This window comes from Clostridium disporicum, assembly GCF_001405015.1.
In the GTDB taxonomy this organism is placed as follows: Bacteria; Bacillota; Clostridia; order Clostridiales; family Clostridiaceae; genus Clostridium; species Clostridium disporicum_B.
Genome location: NZ_CYZX01000026.1, coordinates 18,710 through 42,846 on the forward strand (window position 1 = coordinate 18,710; position 24,137 = coordinate 42,846).

Sequence of the window (24,137 nt, forward strand, 5' to 3'; positions counted from 1 at the left end):
AAAATTTTACTCCTTCTAACGATAATGTATTCCGTCCCAATAAACGAAATCTTTTACTTCCGCGATATCTGGTAATTTCACACCTTCTAAAGCATAATTCTTATATAGTTTGAATCCCATTCTATCAACTATATAACCTATATGCTCCTTTCTCATCGGAGCATTAGGATCTATGTATTCTTCTGTAAACTTATATGTATTTTCTATTATCTTTGTTACTGAATCCTCATCAGCCCATTTAATAAAATCTTGTGCTATTCTTGGATTTTTCTTTCCTGTTCTACCCATGATACAAACTCTAAAATACTTTTTAGGATTTCTAGTCCAAGCATTGTTCGGGCATACTAAAACACACTCTCCACAGCCAATGCATTTGTCATGATCTCTAACAACTTTATAGTTAACACCTTTTAAGGCATTTGTAGATACCTGTTTACATTTTTTAACGCACGCGCCACAAGATATACATCTATAGGAGTTATACTCTGGTAAACACATACCAATTACGCCTATATCATGTATCCTTGACTTTATACAATCATTAGGACATCCTGTAAAAGCTATTTTTACATGAAGATGATTAGGATAAACTATATTTTCTATTTTTCTTGCAAAATCAGTAGTATTATACTGAGCTTTAGGACATACTTTATTACCTATGCAAGCTGCTATATTTCTTGTACCTGCCGCTGGATACCCTTCTCCTTCTATAGGTTGATTTATTTTTGTTTTATCTATCAAAGGTTGTATTGCTTTATTTACCTCTTCCATATACTCCATAGGTATATTAAGTATTTCAAACCCTTGCCTTGTTGTCATATGAACAGATCCATCACCATATTTATTAGCTATATCAGCTACCATTTTTAATGTTTCTGCACTTAATGCTCCGCCTGGAATTCTAACTCTAAGAGCAGTAATATATTTATTTTTAGTTATTCTAAATGCATTTTTCATCACTTTCCCAGTATCTAAATCTCTAATCATATTTTCACCTCCTAATCATATAAAGTTTTTCCAAAGCTAAAATTAAATACTGGTCCATCTACACATATATAAGTTGAATCCATCTTACAATGGCCACATTTTCCTAATCCACAGCTCATTTTTCTTTCATAAGATACCCATAAATCTTCATCTTTAATCCCTAACTTCTGTAGTTCTATAATTGCAAATTTCATCATCATTGGCGGACCTACTACTATTCCTGCCACATTATCTATATTCTTAATTTTTAGTTCAGGTATATATTTTGTAACTAATCCAATATTGCCATCATAATTTGAATCTGCTCCATCTACAGTAAGAATTACATTCATCTTGTCATCATATCTTCTTATATCTTCAACAAAAAGTACATCATTAGGTGATCTAAATCCACAAATTAAAGTTAAACCCTTACATTCATCATAATTATTATAAAAGTACTCTATAATTCCTCTTACCGGAGCTAATCCACTACCTCCTGAAACTATAATTATCTCTTTATCTTTATACTGATTTACATCAAATCCATTACCATAAGGACCTCTAATTAAAAGATTATCTCCCTCTTCTAATTTAAAAATTTCATCAGTAACCTTTCCTACAGCCCTGATAGTAAAATCTAATGTATTCTCTCCTATCCCTGATACTGATATAGGACTTTCACCATGCTTAGGCATAGAAATTTCATAAAACTGGCCTGGCCTTACATCTTTAGAATTTGCATACACTCTAAATGTCCACTCTTTATCTGTATGCTTTATTATTTTTAATATTTTAGTACGCTTTGGTATATATAAGTTTTCCATACTATTTCTCTCCCTCCATATCTCTTACGTAATCCGTAACTCTATTCATTGCTGTTGAAAGAGAAATATATTGTGGACAAACATCATCGCATCTTCCACATCCTACACACATCTGAACTCCAAATCTTTTACCATAATCATACATCTTATGTAAAGTTCTAAACCTCATTTTATCACCATTTTTTTGTCTTACGTCATGACCACCAGCCATTGTAGTAAATCCTTCTACTTGACAAGATGCTCCTACTCTTCTTCTTTCTCCAACCTTAGGATTATCAACACTAACAATATCTTGCATTGTAAAGCATGAGCAAGTTGGACAAGAGAAGTTACATCTTCCACAAGCTATACATCTATAGTCATAATCTCTCCAAAAATCTGCTTGTGATACCTTTAATGGGTCTATATCCTTAGGTAAGTTTACATAAACCCCATTAGACTCAACAAAGTTAATATTAAAATCTACTTTTTCTCCATTAAAAATATCTTCAAACTCTTTATCTTTAATCTCTATATAAACATCTTCTTTATCTACTTTTATCCCTAAAGAATAATTATCTGTCTTATTAGTATTAAAGCTTACACAAAAACAATTTCTAAAACTCTCTTCACAGCCCATAGCTACAATTTTAACCTTATCTCTAAGTCGTTTATAATAAAAATCAGGCTCGCTACCATTTCTTAAATAGACATTATCAATTCTATCTAAACCGTGTATATCACAAGATCTCATAAAAACTAAAATTTTACGCTCATCTATCTTTGGTATTTTATATTCATCTTCACTAAAATAAAATAATGTTTCTGTTACTGGCATTACCACATCTTTTGCTGAAAACTGCGACTTTCTTCCAAACTCTACTTCCTTAATACTATTTATTTCTTCATATCTAATTACATCAGTATCAGAGTATGTTCCTCTATAAGGTATAGAAACAGGTGCAAAAATCCTGTAATAATTCTTCAAAGCAACTAATATTTCATCAAACCTTTTAACCGGTATTTTTACTTTCATTTTATTTACCACCTCTGTCATTATCTTATTTTTAGTAATCTATTATTCTATTATGCAAAAAAAAGATAGGTTATCCTATCTTTTACTTTTTGCTATTTAAATAATAACTTTTTAATTTTAATATAACTTCTCAATTAATACTTCTCTAAATTTATTCATATCAAATAGTAATCCCGGACAAGTCTTCTCTACTCCTTCAATCTCTCTATGACCTATTACTCTATTTGGTTCAATATCGTAACGTATCATAAAATCCAAACAAATATCTACTAAGCTTTTCATTTGCTCTTCAGTCGGTAAAGTTTCATCAAAATTTCCAGCTAAAGCTATTCCTATAGAATCTTTATTGTGATATTTTGCATGAGCTCCTACGTACATACCCCTACCTTGAAATATATCACCATTCTTCTCAATAAAATAATTATATCCGATTCCAGCCCATTTAAATCTTTCTATATGCAGTTTATGAGTAGATTCAACAGTTAAGTTAGGATTATGTGTATGATGAATAATTATTTGCCTTGGCTTATCCATAGCTATTAATTCTTCATTAAACTCTAAATCTATTACATTTATTTTTCTCTCCATAAATTATCCCTTTCTATGTACTTATAATTTGCACTTTTATAATTATATACTTCTAAAGTATATTTTACTATTTTTCCAAAATAATTTATATTTGTTTCAAATAATCACCTTGTAAAACAATAAAAAACAATATAAAATGTAATCAAACAATAAAACTTAATAAAATATATTTAATTATTCTCGGAGGATTTTAAATGATAAAATTAATTGCAACAGATATGGATGGAACACTATTAGATTCAAATAATAAAATCAATCCAGAGTTTTATGAAGTTTTTGATAAACTAAAAGAAAAAGATGTTATTTTTGCTGCTGCATCTGGAAGACAATACTATAATCTTGTTGATAGATTTGAAGATATCAAAGATAATATGATGTTTATTGCAGAAAATGGAACTTTCGTTATGCATAAAGGTAAGGAAATTATTCTTAATTCTTTAGATAAAAGAATTGCTGTAGAGCTTATAAAAATTGGACAAACTATAGAAAATGCCTATGTTATTCTTTGTGGTAAAAAAGCAGCTTATATAGATAAAACTGATAAAAGATTTATGGACCAAGTTAACAAATACTATGCAAAAGTAAAAATTGTAGATGATCTTTCAAAAGTTCATGATGACATATTAAAAGTAACTATCTGTGACTTCGGTGGTTCAGAAAATAATAGCTATAAATATTTTGCTAATTATAATGACAAAGTTCAAATAGCTGTAGCTGGTGAAATTTGGCTTGATATGATGGCCAAAGGTGTAAATAAAGGTCTTGCAATAAGCGAAATACAAAAACTATTAAATATTAAACAAGAAGAAACTATGGTTTTTGGTGATTACTTAAATGACCTTGAAATGATGCAAAATGCATACCATAGTTATGCTATGGAAAATGCTCACTCTGATCTAAAAAAGGTTGCTAGATTTATAGCAAAATCTAATGATGATAATGGTGTTGTTAGAGCTATAAAAGAAAAACTTGAGTTGTAAATCACTAAATTAAAAAGGATTATGAAAAGCAAATACTTTTCATAATCCTTTTATTTTTTATTATCTTTTTTCATCTTAATTATATAATATATATTAACAAAAAATATAAATAGATTAATTACTCCTACTGGATATGCTTTTATATTAAAACCATATATTACAAATAAAATACATCCTATAGTATTTATAATTCTCAACTTAAACATATCAGTCATCAGTAGAGATATGGCGATACAAATTGATGCTGCATATCCTACCCACTCAATAACAGGTATTCCAAACATAATTAGCCTCCTTAAATATCATCTCTATAAAAATAATGTTTGTATTTTTCTCTAAAAAAATTCTTTAAACTAAAAATTTATTATTTTTCCACAATTCATAAGCTACCAAAAATCTTTTTATAAGTTTTTAAATAACTCTTATTGTGTTTTATTTTAACTTGTGCTATTATTAATACATAGAAATTTTTAGGAGGATTTAACAATGCTTATTTTAACTACTGATACAGTTCCAGGAAAAGAAATTATAGAAATCAAAGGATTAGTAAAAGGAAGTACTATTAGATGTAAGAATATTGGTAAAGATATAACTGCTGGCTTTAAAAACCTTGTTGGTGGAGAAATGACAGGATACAATGATATGCTTACTGAAGCTAGACAAATAGCAATTGGTAGAATGGTTGATGAAGCTGAATCTATGGGTGCTAATGCTATAATAGGAATGAGACTTATGTCTTCTTCTGTAGCTGCTGGAGCTGCTGAAATGGTCGCTTACGGAACTGCAGTTGTAATTAGTTAGAGGTACCTATGATATGATTATAGTTGCCTTAATTATATTATTTTATCTAGCTATTATTATAGGCTCAATATGTCTTTTAATCTGGGCTATTACAACTAGAATTAAAGAAAAAAAACGCGAAGAGATAGAACATAAAGATTATAAAAACTATTAGTTTTGCTTTGAAAACATAATGCTAGGTTACCTATTGTAAAGATTTATCTAAAATATAGGTAACCCAGCATATCAACATAGCTGACAATCATCTTATCTCAGCGTTTATTCCTTAAATTATTTCACAGTGCATTTCTTCTTCTACCTTATCCCAAGGTACAACATATCCCTGTCCTTTATAGCAAAAAATAGAACTTGAGCTATATTCTATATCAGCATCTCTTCTATACCCTATTTCTTCAATAATCTCTTCTGTATTATGACATTCATCGTACCCATCAAAAACTAAGTTAATACTTCCCTTTCCTTTAGAAAAGGCTATAACTTCGGCACTATAATCCATTAAAGTCTTAACTGGTCCTCTTCCTGTTATAGTTACTCTATTTTCATTAATTTCAGGTGGATTAAAAGAACCACTTAATCTTTGAATATCTGATAAAACTCTTCCCATATAATCAAGTTCCACATCTATTTTAAATTTATAATAAGGTTCTAATAATATATTTTCTGCTTTTTCTAATCCCTGTCTTAAAGCCCTAAATGTAGCTTCCCTAAAATCTCCACCTTCTGTATGCTTATTATGAGCTCTTCCTGTTAATAACGTTACTTTTATATCTGTTAAAGGAGAACCTGTAAGAACTCCATGATGATCTCTTTCAAAAATATGTGTTCTAACTAAATTCATATGTCCAGTACTTAAATGATCTGCATGACACTTATTTTCAAAGTCAATCCCTGAATTTCTGCTTAATGGCTCTAGCTTTAAATGCACCTCTGCATAATGCTTCAAAGGTTCAAAATGTCCATATCCCTTTACTTCATTATTAATAGTTTCTTTATATAAAATTTTGCATGTCCCAAATTCAATATCTAAATTAAATCTTTCCTTAACTACTTCCTTTAATATTTCCAATTGAATTTTCCCCATAATATGAACATGTATCTCCTGTAATTGTTCATTCCATACTACATTTAAAGCTGGGTCTTCAGCATCTAAAAGCTTAAAATATCCAAGAACTTCTTTTATATTATTTGATGGATCAAATATTACTTTAGACATCAATGTAGGTATCATATTATATTTTATATTTTCTGCTAAATTTCCCAGTCCATCTCCAATCTTAGCTTTAGATAATCCTGTTACAGCAAATATATCTCCTGCCTTAACCTCATCAACTGTTTTAAACTTATTACCATTATATATTCTTATTGAACTTATCTTTTCCTTAGTATTATCTCTATAAATTACTTCATCTCTAACCTTTAATGTACCTTCTATGGCTTTTATAAAAGTTATTCTATTTCCATTAGCTTCATGACGTATTTTATATACTCTACCTGCAAATTCAGTTTTTTCATCATATTCTGTATATGTTAACTCATCAAGATTTTCTAAAAATTCTCTTATTCCTTCATCTTGAAGTGCTGAACCTCCAAAGCATGGAAAAACTTTCGATTCTTTTATTAAATTTTTAAATGTATTAACCCAAGTCTCTTTATCGTAATCGGCTTCAAAATATCTTTCTAATAGATGCTCATCATACTCGCTTATAAACTCAATAAGGTCTTGAGTTAATTCTTCTCTCTTAATATCCCCATCTATATAAAATAAATCTTTTGATAAAACTCTCTTTATCTCATTAATAACCTTATCCTTATCTGCGTTAACTCTATCAAGTTTATTAATAAAAATAAAAGTAGGCACTTTATACTTCTTTAATAATTGCCATACTGTCTCTGTATGACCTTGTACCCCTTCTACTGCACTTATTATAACAATAGCATAATCCATTATTCCTATAGCACGCTCCATCTCTGTAGAAAAATCTATATGTCCAGGAGTGTCAACTAAATAATAGCTATTGTCATTAAATTCGAAAATAGCTTGGTCTGAAAATACCGTTATTCCTCTTTCTTTTTCAATATTATGACTATCTAAAAATGAGTTTTTATGATCTACTCTTCCTCTATTTCTTATTGACTTTGTATGATATAGTACTTGCTCTGAGAATGTAGTTTTTCCTGCATCAACATGAGCTAGTATCCCAATTGTTTTTTTCATTTTATCACCTTATTCTTCTTTAACCTATATAATAGTCTTATATTATCTCTTAGTTGTAATTGTAACAAATATCGCTGTCAATATAAATAGATTAGGTTCTCTATTATTCTCCACAATCTTAGTTACTATAAAAGCTGAATTATTAGATATATTTTTTTATATTTAATAAAGTCATTTAAATTACTAAAGCTATTTTTTTCATTTTATGAAAATTATTTTTTTCTTCTTGTTTAAAGTATAGAAAGATGATATTCTATGTAATTGTGAAGTAAATTAATTTAATTACTTGGGGGGTAAAAAATGACTAAAGATATGACTCAAGGTAGTCCAGTAAGGCATATTTTGCTTTTCTCTATACCTTTATTAATAGGAAATGTATTCCAACAGTTTTATAGCATGGTAGATACTATAATAGTTGGTAGATTTGTAGGCGTTGATGCACTAGCTGCCGTAGGTTCTACTGGTTCATTAGTATTTTTAATAAATGGATTTGCATTAGGTTTAACTAGTGGATTTTCTGTTATGGTTTCTCAACGATTCGGCGCAAATGATGAAAAAGGATTACGAAAAGCTGTTTCAAGCTCTGTTGTATTATGTACAGCATTAGTTATTATATTAACTACAATAAGCTTAATAGCTGCTAAACCATTACTTCATTTGATGAATACTCCGGATAATATTTTTAATGATGCTTATACTTATGTGGCTATAATATTTGCTGGTATAATAACTACAGTAGCTTATAACATGATGGCAAGTATATTAAGAGCTCTTGGCGATAGTAAATCTCCATTATATTTCTTAATAATTTCTTCTGTATTAAATATAATATTAGACTTAGTATTTATAATAAACTTTAAAATGGGTGTTGCTGGTGCCGCTTATGCAACAATTATTTCTCAAGGTGTATCTGCTATCCTTTGTTTTATATACATCTTAAATAAATATACTATTTTAAAATTAGCTAGAGAAGATTATAACGTTAAAAAGAGCATGTATATAAGACATTTAAAGATAGGTATTCCTATGGCTTTACAATTTTCAATAACTGCATTAGGTTTACTTACAGTACAAGGCGCATTAAATGTATTAGGTTCAACTGTTATAGCAGCATATACTGCTTCATCAAAAGCACTACAATTAGTAATGCAACCTGCTGTTACTTATGGTGTAACAATGGCAACTTATTGTGGACAAAATCTTGGTGCAAAAAGATATGATCGTATAAGTGATGGTGTTAACAAGGCTGTAAAGATTTCTATAATAACAAGTTTAATTGCAGGCTTTGTACTTATAGCATTCGGTACACAATTTGTTAAATTATTTATAGATAATCCTGATGCACAAATTATCGCTTACTCAAAGCAAGTTCTTACTATTTCAGGAATATTCTTTATACCATTAGGATTAATATTTATATTTAGAAATGCGCTTCAAGGTATTGGCGAAAGCTTTGTTCCTATGATGGCTGGTGTTGCAGAACTTGGAGCGAGAGCTTTAGTTGCTTTCACACTTCCATCATTCTTAGGATTCTTTGGTATATGCTTAGCGGATCCTGTTGCATGGATTGCTGCTGCAGTTCCTTTAGCAATCTATTATTATATTACTATAAAAAAATTGTTAGCTAAATATGATACTTCTGTTGAAGTTATAGCATAAATATAAAAAGGTCAAGTCACAATTTGGACTTGACCTTTTTTCTACTTATCCGTAGTAAAATCTCAAATATATTTCTCAATATCTATCTTTACTTTGCTATCATCTGTTATCTTAAAAAAATTATAATTTACTCTTGCTTATCATCTTAAACTACTTTAAAATATCTATTGCATATTTATATATTCCAAACTTAACAATCTTATGGATTGATAATTATATCTATTGACCTACTTGTTCTTTTATATAATTAGGAACTTCCTCCGGAGCTATATCTAATATAAAGGCAAGTTCTTCATTTAAAAGCTTTTCTGCTGCTTGCATGATTTCATCATCACCTTTATATAACTTTTTACCTATTGATTTTTTAGTCTTTTTACCTAAATATATTGTTCTTATTAAAGTAATTAACTCCTCACAGTCACCACTTTTTAGCATTGATTTAAATTGCTCATTTCTGATTCTATCATCCTCAATCCACGTAGTATCTGCATTTGGTACAATATTTATCAACTCTTCAATAGCCTCTTTTGAAAGAATCTCTCTCATCCTAATAGTTGTATTATCAACCGGAATTTTTATCACTGTATTTTTTGAGTAAACAGGCTCTAATACATAGTATTCTCTTTCCTCTTTACCTAAAAATTTCTCTTTCTTTATCTCTATAACTTTACAAACTCCTGTAGTTCCATACATTATATAATCATTAACTTTAAACATTTAAGCTTCACCTTCCTTAACTTTAAATTCGCTTGTAGTTTACTAAAATATATAAGACTAAAGCAGTTAATAATTATATTGAAAAATAAAAAAGTAGCTTTAACAACTGGACTTACGTTGTTAAAACTACTCGTTGTAATATTATTATATCACTTTTAATAACTTAATGTAAGTAAAAAATTTATAAATAATTTTATTAAAATGATATAATAAGTTATAAAAATATATTTTGGAGATGATTTTATGACTAATGAAATAGAAGTGCTCTCAAAGATTTTTAAGGAAAGTAATAATATAGTATTCTTTGGGGGAGCTGGAATGAGCACAGAAAGTGGGATACCTGATTTTAGAAGTTCTAATGGTCTATTTAATGAAAAACTTAATTTAACCTTTACTCCTGAACAGTTAGTATCACACTCATTTTATATGAGATATCCAGAAGAATTCTTTAATTTTTATAAATCAAAGCTAATTTATCCTGATGCAAAACCAAATGCTGGTCACATAGCCTTAGCTAAACTTGAAAAAATGGGTAAACTAAAAGCAATAGTGACTCAAAATATTGATGGTCTTCATCAGGCAGCAGGCTCAAAAAATGTTTTTGAACTTCATGGCTCTGTTCTTAGAAATTATTGTGTTAAATGTCATGCTTTTTATGATGAAAAATTTATTTTAGAATCTAAAGGGGTTCCTACCTGCATCAAATGTGGTAGCAGAGTTAAACCTGATGTAGTTCTTTACGAAGAAGGCTTAGATGATAATGTTATTAGAGGAGCTGTTAATGCTATAGCTAATGCTGATACATTAATTATTGGTGGAACTTCACTTGTTGTTTATCCAGCAGCTGGACTTATAAATTATTTTAGAGGTAAAAACCTTGTTCTTATAAATAAAAGTACAACTCAAGCTGATTCTAAAGCTAACTTAGTCATTCGTGATTCTATTGGTAAAGTTTTAAGTAAAGCTGTTAGTAATATATAAAATTTATAGACTATACCTAAATAAATTAAATTGATAATAATTTTTAATACTTTTATAATTAAAAAAATAAAATAAGTATATTGGCCAAATTTCATATTAGTCAACATACTTATTTTTTATTTAAAGTTTATGAAAAATATACTTATTTATAAAGTTTATTCAATAGCATATTATCTTTACATTATAATCTATTTTCAATCCTATTTCGTATCTCTTCCATACGTTTATCTAAATCTGCACTTATTTCAGAACATACAAGTAATTCTCGTTCTATTATCTCAGTTTCATCTGTATCAATATTCTTTTTATATCTTAATTTATGCTCTAAACTTGCCCAGAAATCCATAGCTATTGTTCTTAGCTGAACTTCAACACTTATAGATTTTTTCCCACTTTGCAAGAAAATTGGCACTTCTATAATTAAATGTAAACTTCTATATCCGCTTTTCTTAGGATTCTTTATATAGTCCTTTTTCTCAATTAACTTAATGTCATCTTGATTTAATAAACATTCTGCTAACATATAAATATCTTCTGGGAATGAACAAATTACCCTTACGCCAGCAATATCTTTTATATGTTCCTGTACTGCTTCTATTGAAAATTCTATCTCTTTCTTCTTAATTTTCTTAGCGATGCTCTCAGGAGACTTTAATCTTGTTTTTATATGTTCTATTGGATTTCTATCATACTGCAATGAGAATTCCTCGTTTAATACATTAAACTTAGTTTCAATTTCCATTATTGCACATCTATAATATGTCATAAGTTCATTCATATGTCTCATATTTTCATGTACAACATCTAAAAACTCATCATTAATTATTCTTTCTCTAAAAATTTTTTGACCAATCTCTTTTAACATACAATCACCCTTTACTATTAGTTTAATCCAATAGTAATATAGTATCATATTACTATTATCTAAATCAAAAAGATTAATCTTAATTATCCTTTAATAAATTAACTAATTTTAAATATTAATTAATTTAGAAAGTAACTTAAAAATAGTGTTACTATAAAAAAAGAAATTCATATTTGAATTCCTTTCTATAATTTTATTTAGTTATAAATCTTAAAAATTCCATATTACCAAAGAAATGAATATGAGGATATCCTGCTATAGTATTTTTCTTTTTATAGCCACAATTCCAGCTTAAAGCATCTCCACTCCAGCTTTTTTTGGTAACATTATATATACTCTCTTCATTTAGCTCTACATCTGACTTGTGGAATTCATGACAATTTATACTTATGTTTTCACCTTTAATTGCTACATTGGCATAACCAAAGCGTTGTAGTGATTTAGTCATATAAGTATATCCTTTTAAGAAACCTACCATTTCGCAATCTTCTATTTTTTCTGTTAAGTACATCAATCCACCACATTCAGCATAGCATTTTAAGCCCTCTTCTAATGCTTTCTTGATACTATTTCTCATAGATATATTTTTACTTAATTGCTCTTTAAACACTTCTGGATACCCACCACCAAGATATAGAAAATCGATATTTTCTGGTAGTTTTTCATCTCTTATTGGACTAAAATAAGTAACATTTCCTAGTTCTTCTAAAAGCTCTAAGTTTTCTTTATAGTAAAATCTAAAAGCCTCATCATATGCAACAGCTATATTTAAGTTTCTATTTTCTAAATGAAATTCATCTTTCGTTTCTAATTTGACTTCCTTAGAATTTTTGATTATATAAGTCAAATCTACATTTTCTTCAATTAATTGAGCACATCTTTCTATTTTTTCTATCATATTGTTAACTTCAATACTTTGAACTAGTCCTAAATGTCTACTTTCAAGTTTTATACTTTCATCTTTAGGTATATATCCTAGTACCTTAACATCACAATTAAGCTCCACTGTAGATTTCAGAAGTTCATAAAATTTTGGGCTAACAGCATTAAAAACAACTCCAATAATATTAGCATTTTTAAAGTTCTTTATTCCATTAATCTCTGCAGCTAAAGTTGCCACCTGAGCTTTTGGTGTTAAAACTAGAACTATCGGAATATCACCTAGAATATTTGAGATATTATAAGTTGATCCTTTTTCAGTAATACCAATTCCATCATATAAGCCCATTACCCCTTCTATTACTCCAAAATCACCATTACCTCTTGAAAAACTAGCTTTTACTCCATCTTCTCCCATAAGATGTAAATCTAAGTTTCTTGATTCTTTTCCTGTTATTTCACTATGAAAACCACTATCTATATAATCAGGACCTACTTTATATCCCTGTACATCATATCCTTTATTTTTTAATAATTTCATTAATCCTAAAGTAAAAGTAGTCTTTCCACCACCACTACAATTAGAAGATATAATTATATTTTTCATCTAGCATTTCCTCATTTCCTAATAATAAAATTATATCCCCAATTATACCACACCATAAAATTTAGTGAAGCAAACTATAATAGTACTATTCCACCGTCTTCACATTCTCTAATAATATCATCAGTCCATACCGCAGATTGTACCTCTCCAACATGAGCTTTCTTTAGAAAGAACATACATATTCTTGACTGTCCAATTCCTCCCCCCATAGTATATGGTAATTCTCCATTTAATAAAGCCTTATGAAAATCTAGCTCTCTTCTTTCATTACATCCTGATTCATCTAATTGCTTTGCTAATGCTTCTTCATCTACTCTTATACCCATTGATGATACTTCTATAGCTCTATCTAATACTGGTGACCAGAATAATATATCTCCATTTAATTGCCAGTCATCATAATCTGGAGAGCGTCCATCATGTTTTTCACCTGACTTTAATTTTCCACCTATTTTCATTATAAATACTGCTCCAAAATTCTTTGTAATAGCATCTTCTCTTTCTTTAGCTGTTAACTTTGGATACATATCTTCTAACTCTTGAGATGTTATAAACTTAATATCTTTAGGTAATATTGGTGTTAACTGCCTGTAAGTTAAGTGCATATAGCTTTCTGTAACTTTAAAAACTTCATATATCTTATTTACAACTTCTTTTAAAGTTTCTTCTGTTCTATCTTCCTTTCTAATAATTTTCTCCCAATCCCATTGGTCAACATAAAGAGAATGTAAATTATCTAATTCCTCATCTCTTCTAATAGCATTCATATCTGTATACAGACCTTGTCCAACTTCAAATTTATATCTTTTTAAAGCCATTCTCTTCCACTTAGCTAATGACTGTACTATTTCCATTTGTGAATCTTTTATTTCCATTGCATCAAAGCTTACTACTCTTTCTACACCATTAAGGTTGTCATTTATTCCCTGTCCTCCTTTTACGAAAATTGGTGCAGATACTCTCGTAAGGTTTAAACTTTCTGCTAAATTAGTTTCAAAAAAATCCTTTATCTTTTTTATAGCTACTTCTGTTTCTATTAGATTTAGTGTAGGTTTATATCCTTTTGGTATAATCGTTGTTTTTTTCATATAAATGACCTCCTATATTAAAATAAAAATTTGTTAATAAAACGTACTACTAATTTATATTCGTAGGTGTGCATCCTATTTAACTTCAAGTTATCAAATCATAGATTAAAACTAAAAAAACCTTCCATCCCTATAAAAGGGACGAAAGGTATATTCCGCGTTACCACCCAGATTAGCTAAAAATAAGCTCACTCATTAACAGTACATAATTATACTGCTGAATTTTTAACGGTATTATTCCGCCTAGGCCTACTTAAGTGAGACTTCAAAATTGAAATTCTAAATCTGTAATCTAGTTAAATAAACTTTCACAGAGTGACTTTTAATTTAGTTAGTCGAACTTACACCTTTGACATAATGAAAAGGTACTTACTCTCACAAGTTCGGTTAGGTGCTCAAAGATGTTTTTCACTATAGCTTCCATTATGGGACTTTCACCGCCACCCACTCGCTTATAAACTTCTTTCAATAGCTACTCTTCTTATCACTGCATCTCAATTATCTAATTTGTATACTATATTATTATTTTTTTGATAATGTGTCAATATTTTATTATATTTTTTTATATTTTATAAATTTATTAACACTATACCAGCTAAAACTCCCCCAATACAACAGCCTAATAAAACCGGTAAAGATTTCTTTATATTTCTACTTTCTAAAGCAGTTGCAATAAATACTCCACTAGCAACTGCTAAAGCCATATCTATCCAAACCTCACCTGATTGATTAATTAACCCCAAGTGATGATTTAATATCCACATAGTTCCTACAATAAGTCCTGCTGATATCCATCCACCTAATGGTCCAAAAATTTTAACTAGTTCATCCCATACTAACCTTACTATAAAAGGAAACATTATAGCTCCTAATAGTGTTTTAATTGCTTCTTCAATTGTCATATTTCACTCCAACTTTTACTATTTATCAAATTCTAAACTAAGCTCTCAATACTATCTATATCTTTGATTGTTTCAGAACTTTCTTTATCTTTTTTCATATCTTTTTTTACAAATACAGATAGAGTTCCTCCAATACTTCCTCCCACAATTACTAAAATCAATGTTGGTATAGAAGTTAAAATCTCATCAACATTACCTATTCTAATCATATCTCTAACTATACATGCTATCCCTATTGAAATCCCCATATCTATAAATGCACTATTTTTTTCATTCGGTATCAGTCCAATATAATGATTTAAAAACCACATAGTTCCTACTAAAAATACAGCTGCTAATATACCTCCTAAAGTCCCTAAATTTTCTGTAAATATTCCCCATACTCCATTTATTACTAGCGCTGCTATAAATCCGCCTATTATTGCTTTTATCACCCTCACTAAATTTCATCCCCTTAAATTATAACTACAATTATTTACTTTGTTCCCTATTATTTTATCATTATATGAGTACTAATTTTTTCAAAATATGAAATCGCTTACTTAATAATCTAATATTAATTATTATATAAAAATAATTATTGATTTACACGGTATATTATGTTATATTATGGATAAAATATACAAATAGAAAATTCATTATTTACATCTGATTCCAATAGTGAATTCGTATTATGACCATATATATCTATTTGGTATATATTAAAATTTTATTTAAAGGAGATATAAAATGAGTGCTAAAGAACAAGTTTTAAATTTATTAAAAGAAAATTCAGAAGCAATGAAGGCTGGAGAAATTGCTGCTGCATTATCAATAGATAAAAAAGAAGTTGATAAAGCAATAAAAGAATTAAAAACAGATGGAAGTATAACTTCACCAAAGCGTTGCTTCTATACAAACGCATAATAAATTGCCCTTAATTGATGATAATAATCACTTCATTATATTAAAGTTGATTTATTGCCATTACGTAATTCAAAAGAAATTTATTTTTATTAAATACGCTTGATATTATATATTATAATAGCCTATGTCAGATACTCATCTAACATAGGCTTTCTTATTTACTTAAATTGACTATAATATAGGTTAGCATAAAACCCATTTTTCTCTATAAGTTCATCATGATTTCCTCTCTCAATTATCTCTCCATTATTTACTACAAGTATTTTATCTGCATTTCTAATAGTACTTAATCTATGAGCAATCACAAATGTTGTTTTGCCTTTCATAAGATTTAATAATGCTTTTTGAATTTTTATTTCTGTTCTTGTATCTACTGAAGATGTAGCCTCATCTAATATTAATATTGATGAATCTGAAAGTATAGCTCTTGCTATAGCTAAAAGTTGTCTCTGCCCTTGAGAAAGGTTTCCTCCATTATCTGAAAGTACCGTATCATAACCATGAGGTAGCTGCATTATAAAATGATGTGCATTTGCAAGTTTAGCAGCTTTTTCTACTTCTTTATCAGAAGCTGAAAGATTTCCATATCTTATATTTTCTCTTACTGTTTCTGAGAAAAGATACGTGTCTTGAAGCACCATTGCTATAGATTTTCTAAGACTTTTTCTAGTAATATCATTAATATTTTTATTATCTATTAATATCTCACCACTATCAATATCATAAAACTTAGTTAAAAGATTTATGATAGTAGTCTTTCCTGCTCCAGTAGGTCCTACTATTGCAATAGTTTCTCCTGGTTTTGCTTTTATATCAGCATGTTTTAAAACTTTCTTATCTTTAACATATGAGAAGTTAACATCTTTTAACTCCACTTTACCTTCAAATCTTTCTAAATCCTCTGCTTCTGCCTTATCTTTTTCTGGTTCTTCATCCATTACTTCAAATACTCTTTCAGCGCCAGCAAGGGCTAACTGTATTGTATTAAATAGATTCATAATTTCATTTATTGGTCTAGTGAAATTTCTCATATAAAGCATAAATGTAAATACTATACCTACAGTTATGTTCATACCTTTTAATATAAAAAATCCGCCACATACTGCAATTATTAAATATGAAATATTATTTACAAAGTTATTTAAAGGTCCCATAAATCCAGATAAGCCTTGAGCTAATATAGAGCTTTTTGCAAGTTTTTCATTTATCTCTTCAAAGTTTTTCATTACATTATCTTGTTCTGAAAATAGAAGTACAGCCTTCTGTCCTGAAACCATCTCTTCTATATATCCATTAAGCTTACCTAACTCTCTCTGCTGTCTAACAAAGTATTTCTGTGTAATTTTTACAAGTATCTTGCTTACTAAAAACATTAAAGGTATAGCAAGCATAGCTATAAGAGTTAAAAGTGGGCTTAATAAAAGCATCGCAATGAACATTCCTAAAATGTTTATTATTCCTGAAAATAACTGTGTTATATTTTGAGAAAGAGTAGAGTTTATGTTATCTACATCATTTGTAAGCCTACTCATCAAATCTCCACTTGAATGGGTATCAAAATATTTTATAGGTAACTTCTGAAGCTTAAAAAATAAATCTTTTCTTATATCACGTGATACCTTTTGGGCAATATTCACCATTATTATATTTTGAAAATATGTTGAGAAAATCGATACTGCATACATAAGTAAAAGAACTATACATATTATCCCTAAACCTCTCATATCTCCAGTTTCAATATAATTATCTATAGTAAGTCCATTAAGTCTTGTCCCTAAAATACTTATTAATGTAGTTATAAAACATAATCCAAACACAAGGATAATAGACTTTTTATTATTTCCTAGGTAATTTAAAATCCTTTTTATTGTGCCTTTTAAATCTTTAAGTTTTTCAGGCTTTTCTTTAAATAGCCTGTGAGGTCCTCCGCCAGGTCTTGACGGTATTGCTGATACCTTAGATGCCATTTAAAGCTTCCTCCTCTCCTAATTGTGAAATAGCTATACTTCTATATATCTCACAATCTTTCAATAAATCACCATGCTTTCCTATAGCACTTACTTCTCCATCATCTAATACTATTATCTTGTCGCAGTCCATTACAGCTGAAATTCTCTGAGCAATTATAATTGTAGTTGAACCTTCAAGCCTTCTCTTTAATGATTTTTGAAGTTTAGCTTCTGTAGCCATATCTAATGCACTTGTAGAATCATCTAGTATTAAAATTTTAGGATTTCTAAGTAAAGTTCTAGCTATAGAAAGACGTTGTTTCTGCCCTCCTGAAAGATTTTTACCTCTTTGCTCCACATTTCTTTCATATCCTTCTTCATTTGAACATATGAATTCATAAGCTTCTGCATCCATAGCTGCATTATCCATCATATCTTTTGTAGCTTGATTATTACCAAACTTTAAGTTATCCTCTATTGTTCCTGAAAACAGTATTGATTCCTGAAGGACTATTCCAATAAGTGATCTTAATTCTTTCTCACTTACATCTCTTACATCAGTTCCACCTATTAATACCTTTCCCGAAGTAGCATCATAAAGTCTTGGAATAAGCGCTATTAATGAACTTTTACCACTTCCAGTTGCACCTATAATTCCTACCTTTTCTCCTTCAGCTATTTTAAATGATATATTGTTTAACACGTTTTCGCTTTCTTTATTATATTTAAAACATACATCTCTAAATTCTATATCGTATTTTTTTATAGCTTTTGGATTTTTAGCTTCAACTATAGATGTTTCTGTATCTAAAACTTCATTAATTCTTGCGGCAGATACTTTTGCTCTTGAAATACTTATTATAATCATCAGCATCATATTTAATGAACTCATTATCTGAATTAAATAATTTATAAAAGCCATTATTTTCCCTATTTCTAATGAGCCTTTATTTACCATATTTCCACCAAACCAAAGCACTGCAATAACACTTAAATTCATTGCAAGAGTAACAAGAGGCCAAAGAATTACTGTTATACTCTGTGCTTTTATACTTGCATCCATAAGTTCATCATTAGAAATATCAAATCTTTCTTTAGCCTTCTTTTCCATTACGAAAGCCTTTATGACTCTTATACCTAAAAGATTTTCTCTCATTACTAGGTTTACTCTATCTATTTTGTTCTGCATATTTGTAAATGCAGGAATTGATCTGCTTGTAATATATATAATTGAAATTAAAACTAAAGGGATAGCTATTAAAAATACTAATGATAATTTAGGACTTAATGAAAAAGCCATAATTATGCCACCGATACAAAGTAACGGTGCTCTTACCATTATCTTTAATCCTGTAAGTATCATCTGCTGTACTTGAGTTACATCATTTGTAAGCCTTGTTATTAACGATGATGTTTTAAATTCATCTATTTCTCTAAAAGATAAGCTCTGTATCTTTGTAAATAAATCCTTTCTTACGTTCTTTCCTAAGGTCATACTTGCAATACTAGCCAGATACCCACATGCCATTCCTCCAAAAGCACCTATTACTGCAATAATTATCATTTTTATACCTACAGTAAGCACATAATGGGCATCACCATTCGCTATACCTATATCTATTATATTTGACATAAGCTTAGGCTGATTTAAATCCATAACAACTTCTATAAACATCATTATAGGTGCAAGTATGGCACATAATACTGCACTACCCTTAAGATATTTTAATAATCTAATCATCTAAAGACTTTTCTCCTTTCTTTAAATTATCATATATTCTATCAAAAATATCTTTTGCCATAGTCATTTCTTCTTCACTAAATCCTCTAAAACAAATTTCCTCTAAATCGCATAGAGTTCTTTTAGCTTTTTCTTGGGCTTCCTTACCTTTGTCCGTAAGATATACATTAAGAATTCTTCTATCATTCTTATTAGGTATTCTTTCTATAAATCCAACCTTCTCCATAGTAGATAGTACATTAGTAGCTGTAGCCGCTTCTATATCACAGTTTTTAGCAATATCTTTCTGACTACACCCATCATTTTCTGATAGATAACTTAATATTTTAGGTTGACCTTTGCTTATATTAAATTTTGCAAATTCACTTCTAAATATTTTATGATGACATCTTAAAGTCTTCATTAAAGACTTGTGCACTTCCCCTCTTTCCATAATTACACCTCTCTTCTTAATTATTATTATATGCTTTAAAATAGTTAGATAGCTAACTATTAGATATCTAACTAAAATTTTATTGCTATTGATAACAATTGTCAACTACTTTTATTTGTAAATTATTCTTCTTATTTTTTCCTACTACTAACAAATTATTAATTTTTTTAATAATTATATAAAAAAAAGGAGATGCCTAAACATCTCCTTAATTTATATACTTACTTTGTCATAAAGCTTGCCCAATCACCATGGTCAACATATACGCTATTTTTTTCAAAGACTTCTTTATCATTCATAGCATAATAGTATACGTAACAGCTTTCCTTTTCACCATTTTCTAGCTCAACATCCATTACTACTCTATTATACTCATTTCTGCTGTCATTAACTCCATAATAATTTTCCATCTTATCCATAGGAATCATTACTTCTTCAAAGTTCTTTATAGTCATAACTTCACCAAGTACAACGTTATTACCCTCTAATAACGCTGGATATCCTTTATGAGGCATATGATAAAGCTTCCCTTTAACTTTTCCTAAAACAGCATTCTCAATTTTGCCCTTTAAATATTTATCGTAATTATAGAAACCAGTTCTTAAGCTACCATAAACAAATATCTTCTTTTGTTCTCTAGGTTCTAACATTTTAGCAAACAGCTCCGCCTACAGCTTTAATATCTTCTGAATTTTCTACTGCTGCTTTTATACATAATTCTAATCCTTTTGCAATATCATTTATGTTCATAGCTGGCTTATCTGGTTTATCTAAAGTTTGTGCTGGTATATATGGCACGTGTATAAATCCACCTCTCGCATTTGGGAACTTCTTATCTATCATATATAAAATTCCATACATTACGTGGTTACATACGAAAGTACCTGCTGTGTTAGAAACAGCTGCTGGTATTCCATTTTCCTTCATCTCTTGAACCATTGCCTTTATTGGAAGGTTTGAGAAGTAAGCTGCTTCACCATCTTCAAATATAATTATATCTAACGGTTGATTTCCTTCGTTATCTTTTATTCTAGCATCATCTATGTTTATAGCAACTCTTTCAGGAGTAACTTGGAATCTTCCACCTGCTTGTCCTATTGAAATTACTATATCTGGGTTGTGAAGCTCCATCGCTTCTTCAATCTTAGCTAAAGACTTTCTGAATACTGTTGGTATTTCAAGTTTAATTACTTCCGCTCCTGATATTGTTTCAGGTAGTAATTTAACAGCTTCTAAAGCTGGGTTTACACTTTCTCCACCAAATGGATCAAAACCTGTTATTAAAACCTTCATATTTATATCTCCTTTTTTCTAATGAAGAATTAAAATTACCACTAAAACTACTTAAATATAGTTTCTTTTTACTATCAATTTTAAATTCTACATTTCTAGATTTAATTTATTAGTATAAAATTTTAAGAATAAAGCCAGCTTAGGCTGACCTTATCCTTAGTTTTATATAAACTGCTAAAACAGTTTTAACCTAATTTAAAATTATAACTATTAAATATTATTATTAGAATGCTAAGAAGTACATTAATACAATGTGAGCGAATAATAAAGCTAAAGCAACTGGTGCTTGGTTCTTTATTATAGCATTCTTATCTTCGATTTCTAAAAGCGCTGCTGGCATTATGTTAAAGTTAGCTCCCATTGGAGTTAATAACGTTCCACAGTAACCTGCTGTTAATGCTAAAGCACCTGCAACTGCAACGTTAGCACCTTGTGAAAATACGAATGGTATACCTATTCCAAGTGTTATAACTGAGAATGCAGCAAATGCATTTCCCATTATCATAGTGAATACTGCCATACCTATACAATAAGCTGCTACACCTATTAATAAGTTTCCTTGTGGAAGTACACTTGATATACCTGATGATATTACATCACCTACTCCAGCTGCTGTGAATAAAGCTCCAAGAGCTGCTAATAATTGTGGTAATATACTTGTTGATCCAACTGATTGAATCATTCTATCTGATTCTTCAACTAATACTTTTGGTGAAGCTTTAGTTATGAAGAATGTTACAATTATTGCAAGAACTGCTGCAACCCCTATTGAAGCTGTTCCTGATATTGGTGTAAATTGTGCTATAAGTAAAGCTGATACAGCTATTACTAGTGAAGGTATAAATACCTTTAACCCTAATTTATTAGCTTGTTCTTCTCCGAACTTTGCATCTAATGCTTTTATAGTTCCAGGATTAACTTGTTTGGCTAAAGTAAGGATACCTATAACAACAAGCATTCCTCCAACAACATTGTAAGGTAATTTATGTCCGAATATAAATATTATTCCTAGTAATGACCAGAATAATGCTGTTCCGTATTTTGCTTTATGATTCTTATCTTTTAAAGTTACTACTGCTGTATTAAGCATCATAATACCAATTATTATGTAAAATAACTCTAATAACATATTTGAAAATGCTGCGAAATCCATATTACGTCTCCTCCTATTTCTTAGTCTTACTGTTAATTCCGTATTGCTTGTCTAATTTCTTGTCTAACATCATATTTTGTACAAGAACAAATACAAATGCAACTACTGCTATTACTATTGAAGCTTTTGCTACATCAATACCGTTTGTAGGGTATCCTAATTCAGTTAAAGTATTTGCAACAAGTAAAACTCCTGAACTTGCTAAGAAAAGGTTTTGTCCATAGAAGTTACCGTAGTTATCCATTGAAGCTGCTGCAGCTTTAATTTTCTCTTCAGTCTTCTTATCGATTTCACCATATTTACCTATAGCTGCACCTTGAGCCATTGGGTTTATTAAAGGTCTAACAAATTGAGGATGTCCACTTATTCTTAAGCTCATTGCTCCTCCAATTTGTCTTAATAAGCAGTAAAGTGTTAATAATTTTCCTGTTGAAAGATTCTTAACTTGCTTAATTAATTGAACTGCTTTTTCTTTTAAACCATATCTTTCTGATATACCAATTACCGGTAAGGTAAGAATAAATATAGTCATTAACCTTTGATTAACAAAAGTCTTTCCTAAGATTATTAAAATCTCATTTATGTCCATATGTGCTGCTAATCCTGTTGCGATAGCTGAAATTATTATTACTGCAATACTATCAAACTTCAACGCAAATCCGATTATTACTATTAAAATTCCTATAAGTACCATTTGGTCTCCCCCCTTAATAATATCTAATTAAAAGATATATCATTTTTCGTCATTTGTCTACAAGAATTTTGTGGGTAACATTCATTTTCGTATTATATTTATAATAAAATAATACTTTTTTTAATACTTTAACAGCCGTTTATGAATTGACTTTGCAATTTAATTATTCTTATTATTGAATTTTCTAACAACTTTATTATTATATAAATCTTATACTTATAAGATAATACTATACTTCTATTTAAGTAATTTAATTATTTTAAAATAAATATAATTATATTAATATCTCTTATGAGTTTTGGGAGGTCAAATTATGTTTAGAGAAATTCGTAAAAAATCTAGAGAAATTTTTGATAATGATATAACTACTATTTTAAATTCAGCTGAATATGGAACTCTAGCTACAGTGGATGAATATGGTATGCCATATGCTACTCCATTAAATTATGTATACTATGATAATGCTATATATTTTCATTCTTCTCCTTACGGCCATAAACTTGATAATATCGCTAATAATTCTAAAGTATCTTTTTGTGTAGTTACTGATACATGTATAATCCCTGAGAAATTCACCACTAAATATAAAAGTGTAGTTGCCTTCGGTACTGCTTCTTGGGTTATAGGAACAGTTAAAGAAGCTGCTCTTATAGAATTTATAAAAAAATACTCTCCAGAATATTTAGAAAAAGGAAAAGCTTACGTAGAAAAAGCTAAAGCCTCAACTACCGTTATCAAAATAGAAATTGACTATTTAACAGGAAAATCATCAATTAAGTAAATTTCATAGCAATTTGGTGAAAAGTTTGACTTAGTCAAATGGAAATTTGACAAACCTTATATAAATATATTTTTTCAATAAAAAAGGTTAGGGTAAT

General features: G+C 29.1%; 26 protein-coding genes. 7 read left to right on the top strand and 19 right to left on the bottom strand.

Annotated features, from left to right (window positions below; translation table 11 throughout):
- Positions 1–15 precede the first annotated feature (15 nt).
- The 4 genes from asrC to ARA56_RS14490 form a co-directional block, all read right to left on the bottom strand.
- Complete coding sequence (gene asrC / locus ARA56_RS14475) at positions 16–987, bottom strand: sulfite reductase subunit C (RefSeq protein WP_055267931.1); 972 nt, start codon at positions 985–987, stop codon at positions 16–18.
- Between the two features lie 11 nt (positions 988–998).
- Positions 999–1,793, bottom strand: a complete 795-nt coding sequence (asrB, locus tag ARA56_RS14480) for an anaerobic sulfite reductase subunit AsrB (RefSeq protein ID WP_055267933.1) — start codon at positions 1,791–1,793, stop codon at positions 999–1,001.
- Position 1,794: 1 nt separating this feature from the next.
- Entirely contained in the window at positions 1,795–2,808 is a 1,014-nt protein-coding gene (gene asrA, locus ARA56_RS14485) for an anaerobic sulfite reductase subunit AsrA (RefSeq protein WP_055267935.1), read from the bottom strand.
- Between the two features lie 117 nt (positions 2,809–2,925).
- Positions 2,926–3,396 (bottom strand): peptidoglycan recognition protein family protein, encoded by a 471-nt coding sequence (locus ARA56_RS14490; RefSeq protein ID WP_055267937.1) that lies wholly within the window; start codon positions 3,394–3,396, stop codon positions 2,926–2,928.
- Between the two features lie 194 nt (positions 3,397–3,590).
- Here ARA56_RS14490 and ARA56_RS14495 point away from each other — a divergent pair, with 194 nt between their 5' ends.
- Positions 3,591–4,376 carry a Cof-type HAD-IIB family hydrolase gene (locus ARA56_RS14495; protein ID WP_055267939.1) on the top strand — a complete coding sequence of 262 codons (786 nt, stop codon included), beginning with the start codon at positions 3,591–3,593 and terminating at the stop codon, positions 4,374–4,376.
- A gap of 50 nt (positions 4,377–4,426) precedes the next feature.
- Here the strand turns inward: ARA56_RS14495 and ARA56_RS14500 are convergent, their stop codons facing one another.
- Positions 4,427–4,660, bottom strand: a complete 234-nt coding sequence (locus ARA56_RS14500; RefSeq protein WP_055267941.1) for a YgjV family protein — start codon at positions 4,658–4,660, stop codon at positions 4,427–4,429.
- 202 nt (positions 4,661–4,862) lie between these two features.
- On the opposite strand from ARA56_RS14500, the gene ARA56_RS14505 reads away from it, so the two are divergent.
- Both ARA56_RS14505 and ARA56_RS16840 read left to right on the top strand, forming a co-directional pair.
- A complete protein-coding gene (locus tag ARA56_RS14505) occupies positions 4,863–5,177 on the top strand; it encodes a heavy metal-binding domain-containing protein (protein WP_055267943.1) in 315 nt (104 codons plus the stop codon).
- Between the two features lie 13 nt (positions 5,178–5,190).
- Positions 5,191–5,331 carry a hypothetical protein gene (locus ARA56_RS16840; RefSeq protein ID WP_172675777.1) on the top strand — a complete coding sequence of 47 codons (141 nt, stop codon included), beginning with the start codon at positions 5,191–5,193 and terminating at the stop codon, positions 5,329–5,331.
- Between the two features lie 111 nt (positions 5,332–5,442).
- Here the strand turns inward: ARA56_RS16840 and ARA56_RS14510 are convergent, their stop codons facing one another.
- Entirely contained in the window at positions 5,443–7,392 is a 1,950-nt protein-coding gene (locus tag ARA56_RS14510) for a GTP-binding protein (RefSeq protein ID WP_055267945.1), read from the bottom strand.
- Positions 7,393–7,692: 300 nt separating this feature from the next.
- Between ARA56_RS14510 and ARA56_RS14515 the strand changes: the two genes are divergently transcribed.
- Positions 7,693–9,051, top strand: a complete 1,359-nt coding sequence (locus ARA56_RS14515; RefSeq protein ID WP_055267947.1) for an MATE family efflux transporter — start codon at positions 7,693–7,695, stop codon at positions 9,049–9,051.
- 219 nt (positions 9,052–9,270) lie between these two features.
- Here the strand turns inward: ARA56_RS14515 and ARA56_RS14520 are convergent, their stop codons facing one another.
- A complete protein-coding gene (locus ARA56_RS14520; protein ID WP_055267949.1) occupies positions 9,271–9,768 on the bottom strand; it encodes a CarD family transcriptional regulator in 498 nt (165 codons plus the stop codon).
- Positions 9,769–10,011: 243 nt separating this feature from the next.
- On the opposite strand from ARA56_RS14520, the gene ARA56_RS14525 reads away from it, so the two are divergent.
- Positions 10,012–10,749, top strand: a complete 738-nt coding sequence (locus ARA56_RS14525) for an NAD-dependent protein deacylase (RefSeq protein ID WP_055267951.1) — start codon at positions 10,012–10,014, stop codon at positions 10,747–10,749.
- A 181-nt stretch (positions 10,750–10,930) separates the two neighbouring features.
- On the opposite strand, the gene ARA56_RS14530 is transcribed toward ARA56_RS14525, so the two are convergent.
- The 5 genes from ARA56_RS14530 to ARA56_RS14550 all read right to left on the bottom strand — a co-directional run bounded on the left by ARA56_RS14530 (position 10,931) and on the right by ARA56_RS14550 (position 15,530).
- Complete coding sequence (locus ARA56_RS14530) at positions 10,931–11,614, bottom strand: GTP pyrophosphokinase (protein ID WP_084759054.1); 684 nt, start codon at positions 11,612–11,614, stop codon at positions 10,931–10,933.
- A 193-nt stretch (positions 11,615–11,807) separates the two neighbouring features.
- Positions 11,808–13,100, bottom strand: coding sequence for a cobyrinic acid a,c-diamide synthase CobB (locus ARA56_RS14535; protein WP_055267955.1), 1,293 nt, complete (start codon positions 13,098–13,100; stop codon positions 11,808–11,810).
- Positions 13,101–13,174: 74 nt separating this feature from the next.
- Positions 13,175–14,188 carry an aspartate--ammonia ligase gene (asnA, locus tag ARA56_RS14540; RefSeq protein WP_055267957.1) on the bottom strand — a complete coding sequence of 338 codons (1,014 nt, stop codon included), beginning with the start codon at positions 14,186–14,188 and terminating at the stop codon, positions 13,175–13,177.
- A 569-nt stretch (positions 14,189–14,757) separates the two neighbouring features.
- Positions 14,758–15,090, bottom strand: a complete 333-nt coding sequence (locus tag ARA56_RS14545; protein WP_055267959.1) for a Lin0368 family putative glycerol transporter subunit — start codon at positions 15,088–15,090, stop codon at positions 14,758–14,760.
- Positions 15,091–15,122: 32 nt separating this feature from the next.
- Positions 15,123–15,530, bottom strand: coding sequence for a Lin0368 family putative glycerol transporter subunit (locus ARA56_RS14550; protein WP_055267961.1), 408 nt, complete (start codon positions 15,528–15,530; stop codon positions 15,123–15,125).
- 289 nt (positions 15,531–15,819) lie between these two features.
- Here ARA56_RS14550 and ARA56_RS14555 point away from each other — a divergent pair, with 289 nt between their 5' ends.
- Positions 15,820–15,996 carry an HTH domain-containing protein gene (locus ARA56_RS14555; protein ID WP_055267963.1) on the top strand — a complete coding sequence of 59 codons (177 nt, stop codon included), beginning with the start codon at positions 15,820–15,822 and terminating at the stop codon, positions 15,994–15,996.
- 158 nt (positions 15,997–16,154) lie between these two features.
- Here ARA56_RS14555 and ARA56_RS14560 read toward each other — a convergent pair whose 3' ends face one another.
- The 7 genes from ARA56_RS14560 to ARA56_RS14590 form a co-directional block, all read right to left on the bottom strand.
- Entirely contained in the window at positions 16,155–17,963 is a 1,809-nt protein-coding gene (locus ARA56_RS14560) for an ABC transporter ATP-binding protein (RefSeq protein ID WP_055267965.1), read from the bottom strand.
- Complete coding sequence (locus ARA56_RS14565; RefSeq protein WP_055267967.1) at positions 17,953–19,686, bottom strand: ABC transporter ATP-binding protein; 1,734 nt, start codon at positions 19,684–19,686, stop codon at positions 17,953–17,955. Before ARA56_RS14565 ends, ARA56_RS14560 begins: the two co-directional genes overlap by 11 nt.
- Entirely contained in the window at positions 19,679–20,119 is a 441-nt protein-coding gene (locus ARA56_RS14570; RefSeq protein ID WP_055267969.1) for a MarR family winged helix-turn-helix transcriptional regulator, read from the bottom strand. Before ARA56_RS14570 ends, ARA56_RS14565 begins: the two co-directional genes overlap by 8 nt.
- 221 nt (positions 20,120–20,340) lie before the next feature.
- The gene (locus ARA56_RS14575; protein WP_055267972.1) at positions 20,341–20,769 is read right to left on the bottom strand and encodes a gamma-glutamylcyclotransferase family protein; all 429 of its coding nucleotides are present in this window, start codon (positions 20,767–20,769) and stop codon (positions 20,341–20,343) included.
- A 1-nt stretch (position 20,770) separates the two neighbouring features.
- Positions 20,771–21,412 (bottom strand): pyroglutamyl-peptidase I, encoded by a 642-nt coding sequence (gene pcp, locus ARA56_RS14580; RefSeq protein WP_055267974.1) that lies wholly within the window; start codon positions 21,410–21,412, stop codon positions 20,771–20,773.
- Positions 21,413–21,635: 223 nt separating this feature from the next.
- A complete protein-coding gene (locus ARA56_RS14585) occupies positions 21,636–22,565 on the bottom strand; it encodes a DUF979 domain-containing protein (RefSeq protein ID WP_055267976.1) in 930 nt (309 codons plus the stop codon).
- A gap of 13 nt (positions 22,566–22,578) precedes the next feature.
- Positions 22,579–23,259, bottom strand: a complete 681-nt coding sequence (locus ARA56_RS14590) for a DUF969 domain-containing protein (RefSeq protein ID WP_055267978.1) — start codon at positions 23,257–23,259, stop codon at positions 22,579–22,581.
- A gap of 313 nt (positions 23,260–23,572) precedes the next feature.
- Between ARA56_RS14590 and ARA56_RS14595 the strand changes: the two genes are divergently transcribed.
- Positions 23,573–24,040, top strand: coding sequence for a pyridoxamine 5'-phosphate oxidase family protein (locus ARA56_RS14595; protein WP_055267980.1), 468 nt, complete (start codon positions 23,573–23,575; stop codon positions 24,038–24,040).
- Positions 24,041–24,137 lie beyond the last annotated feature (97 nt).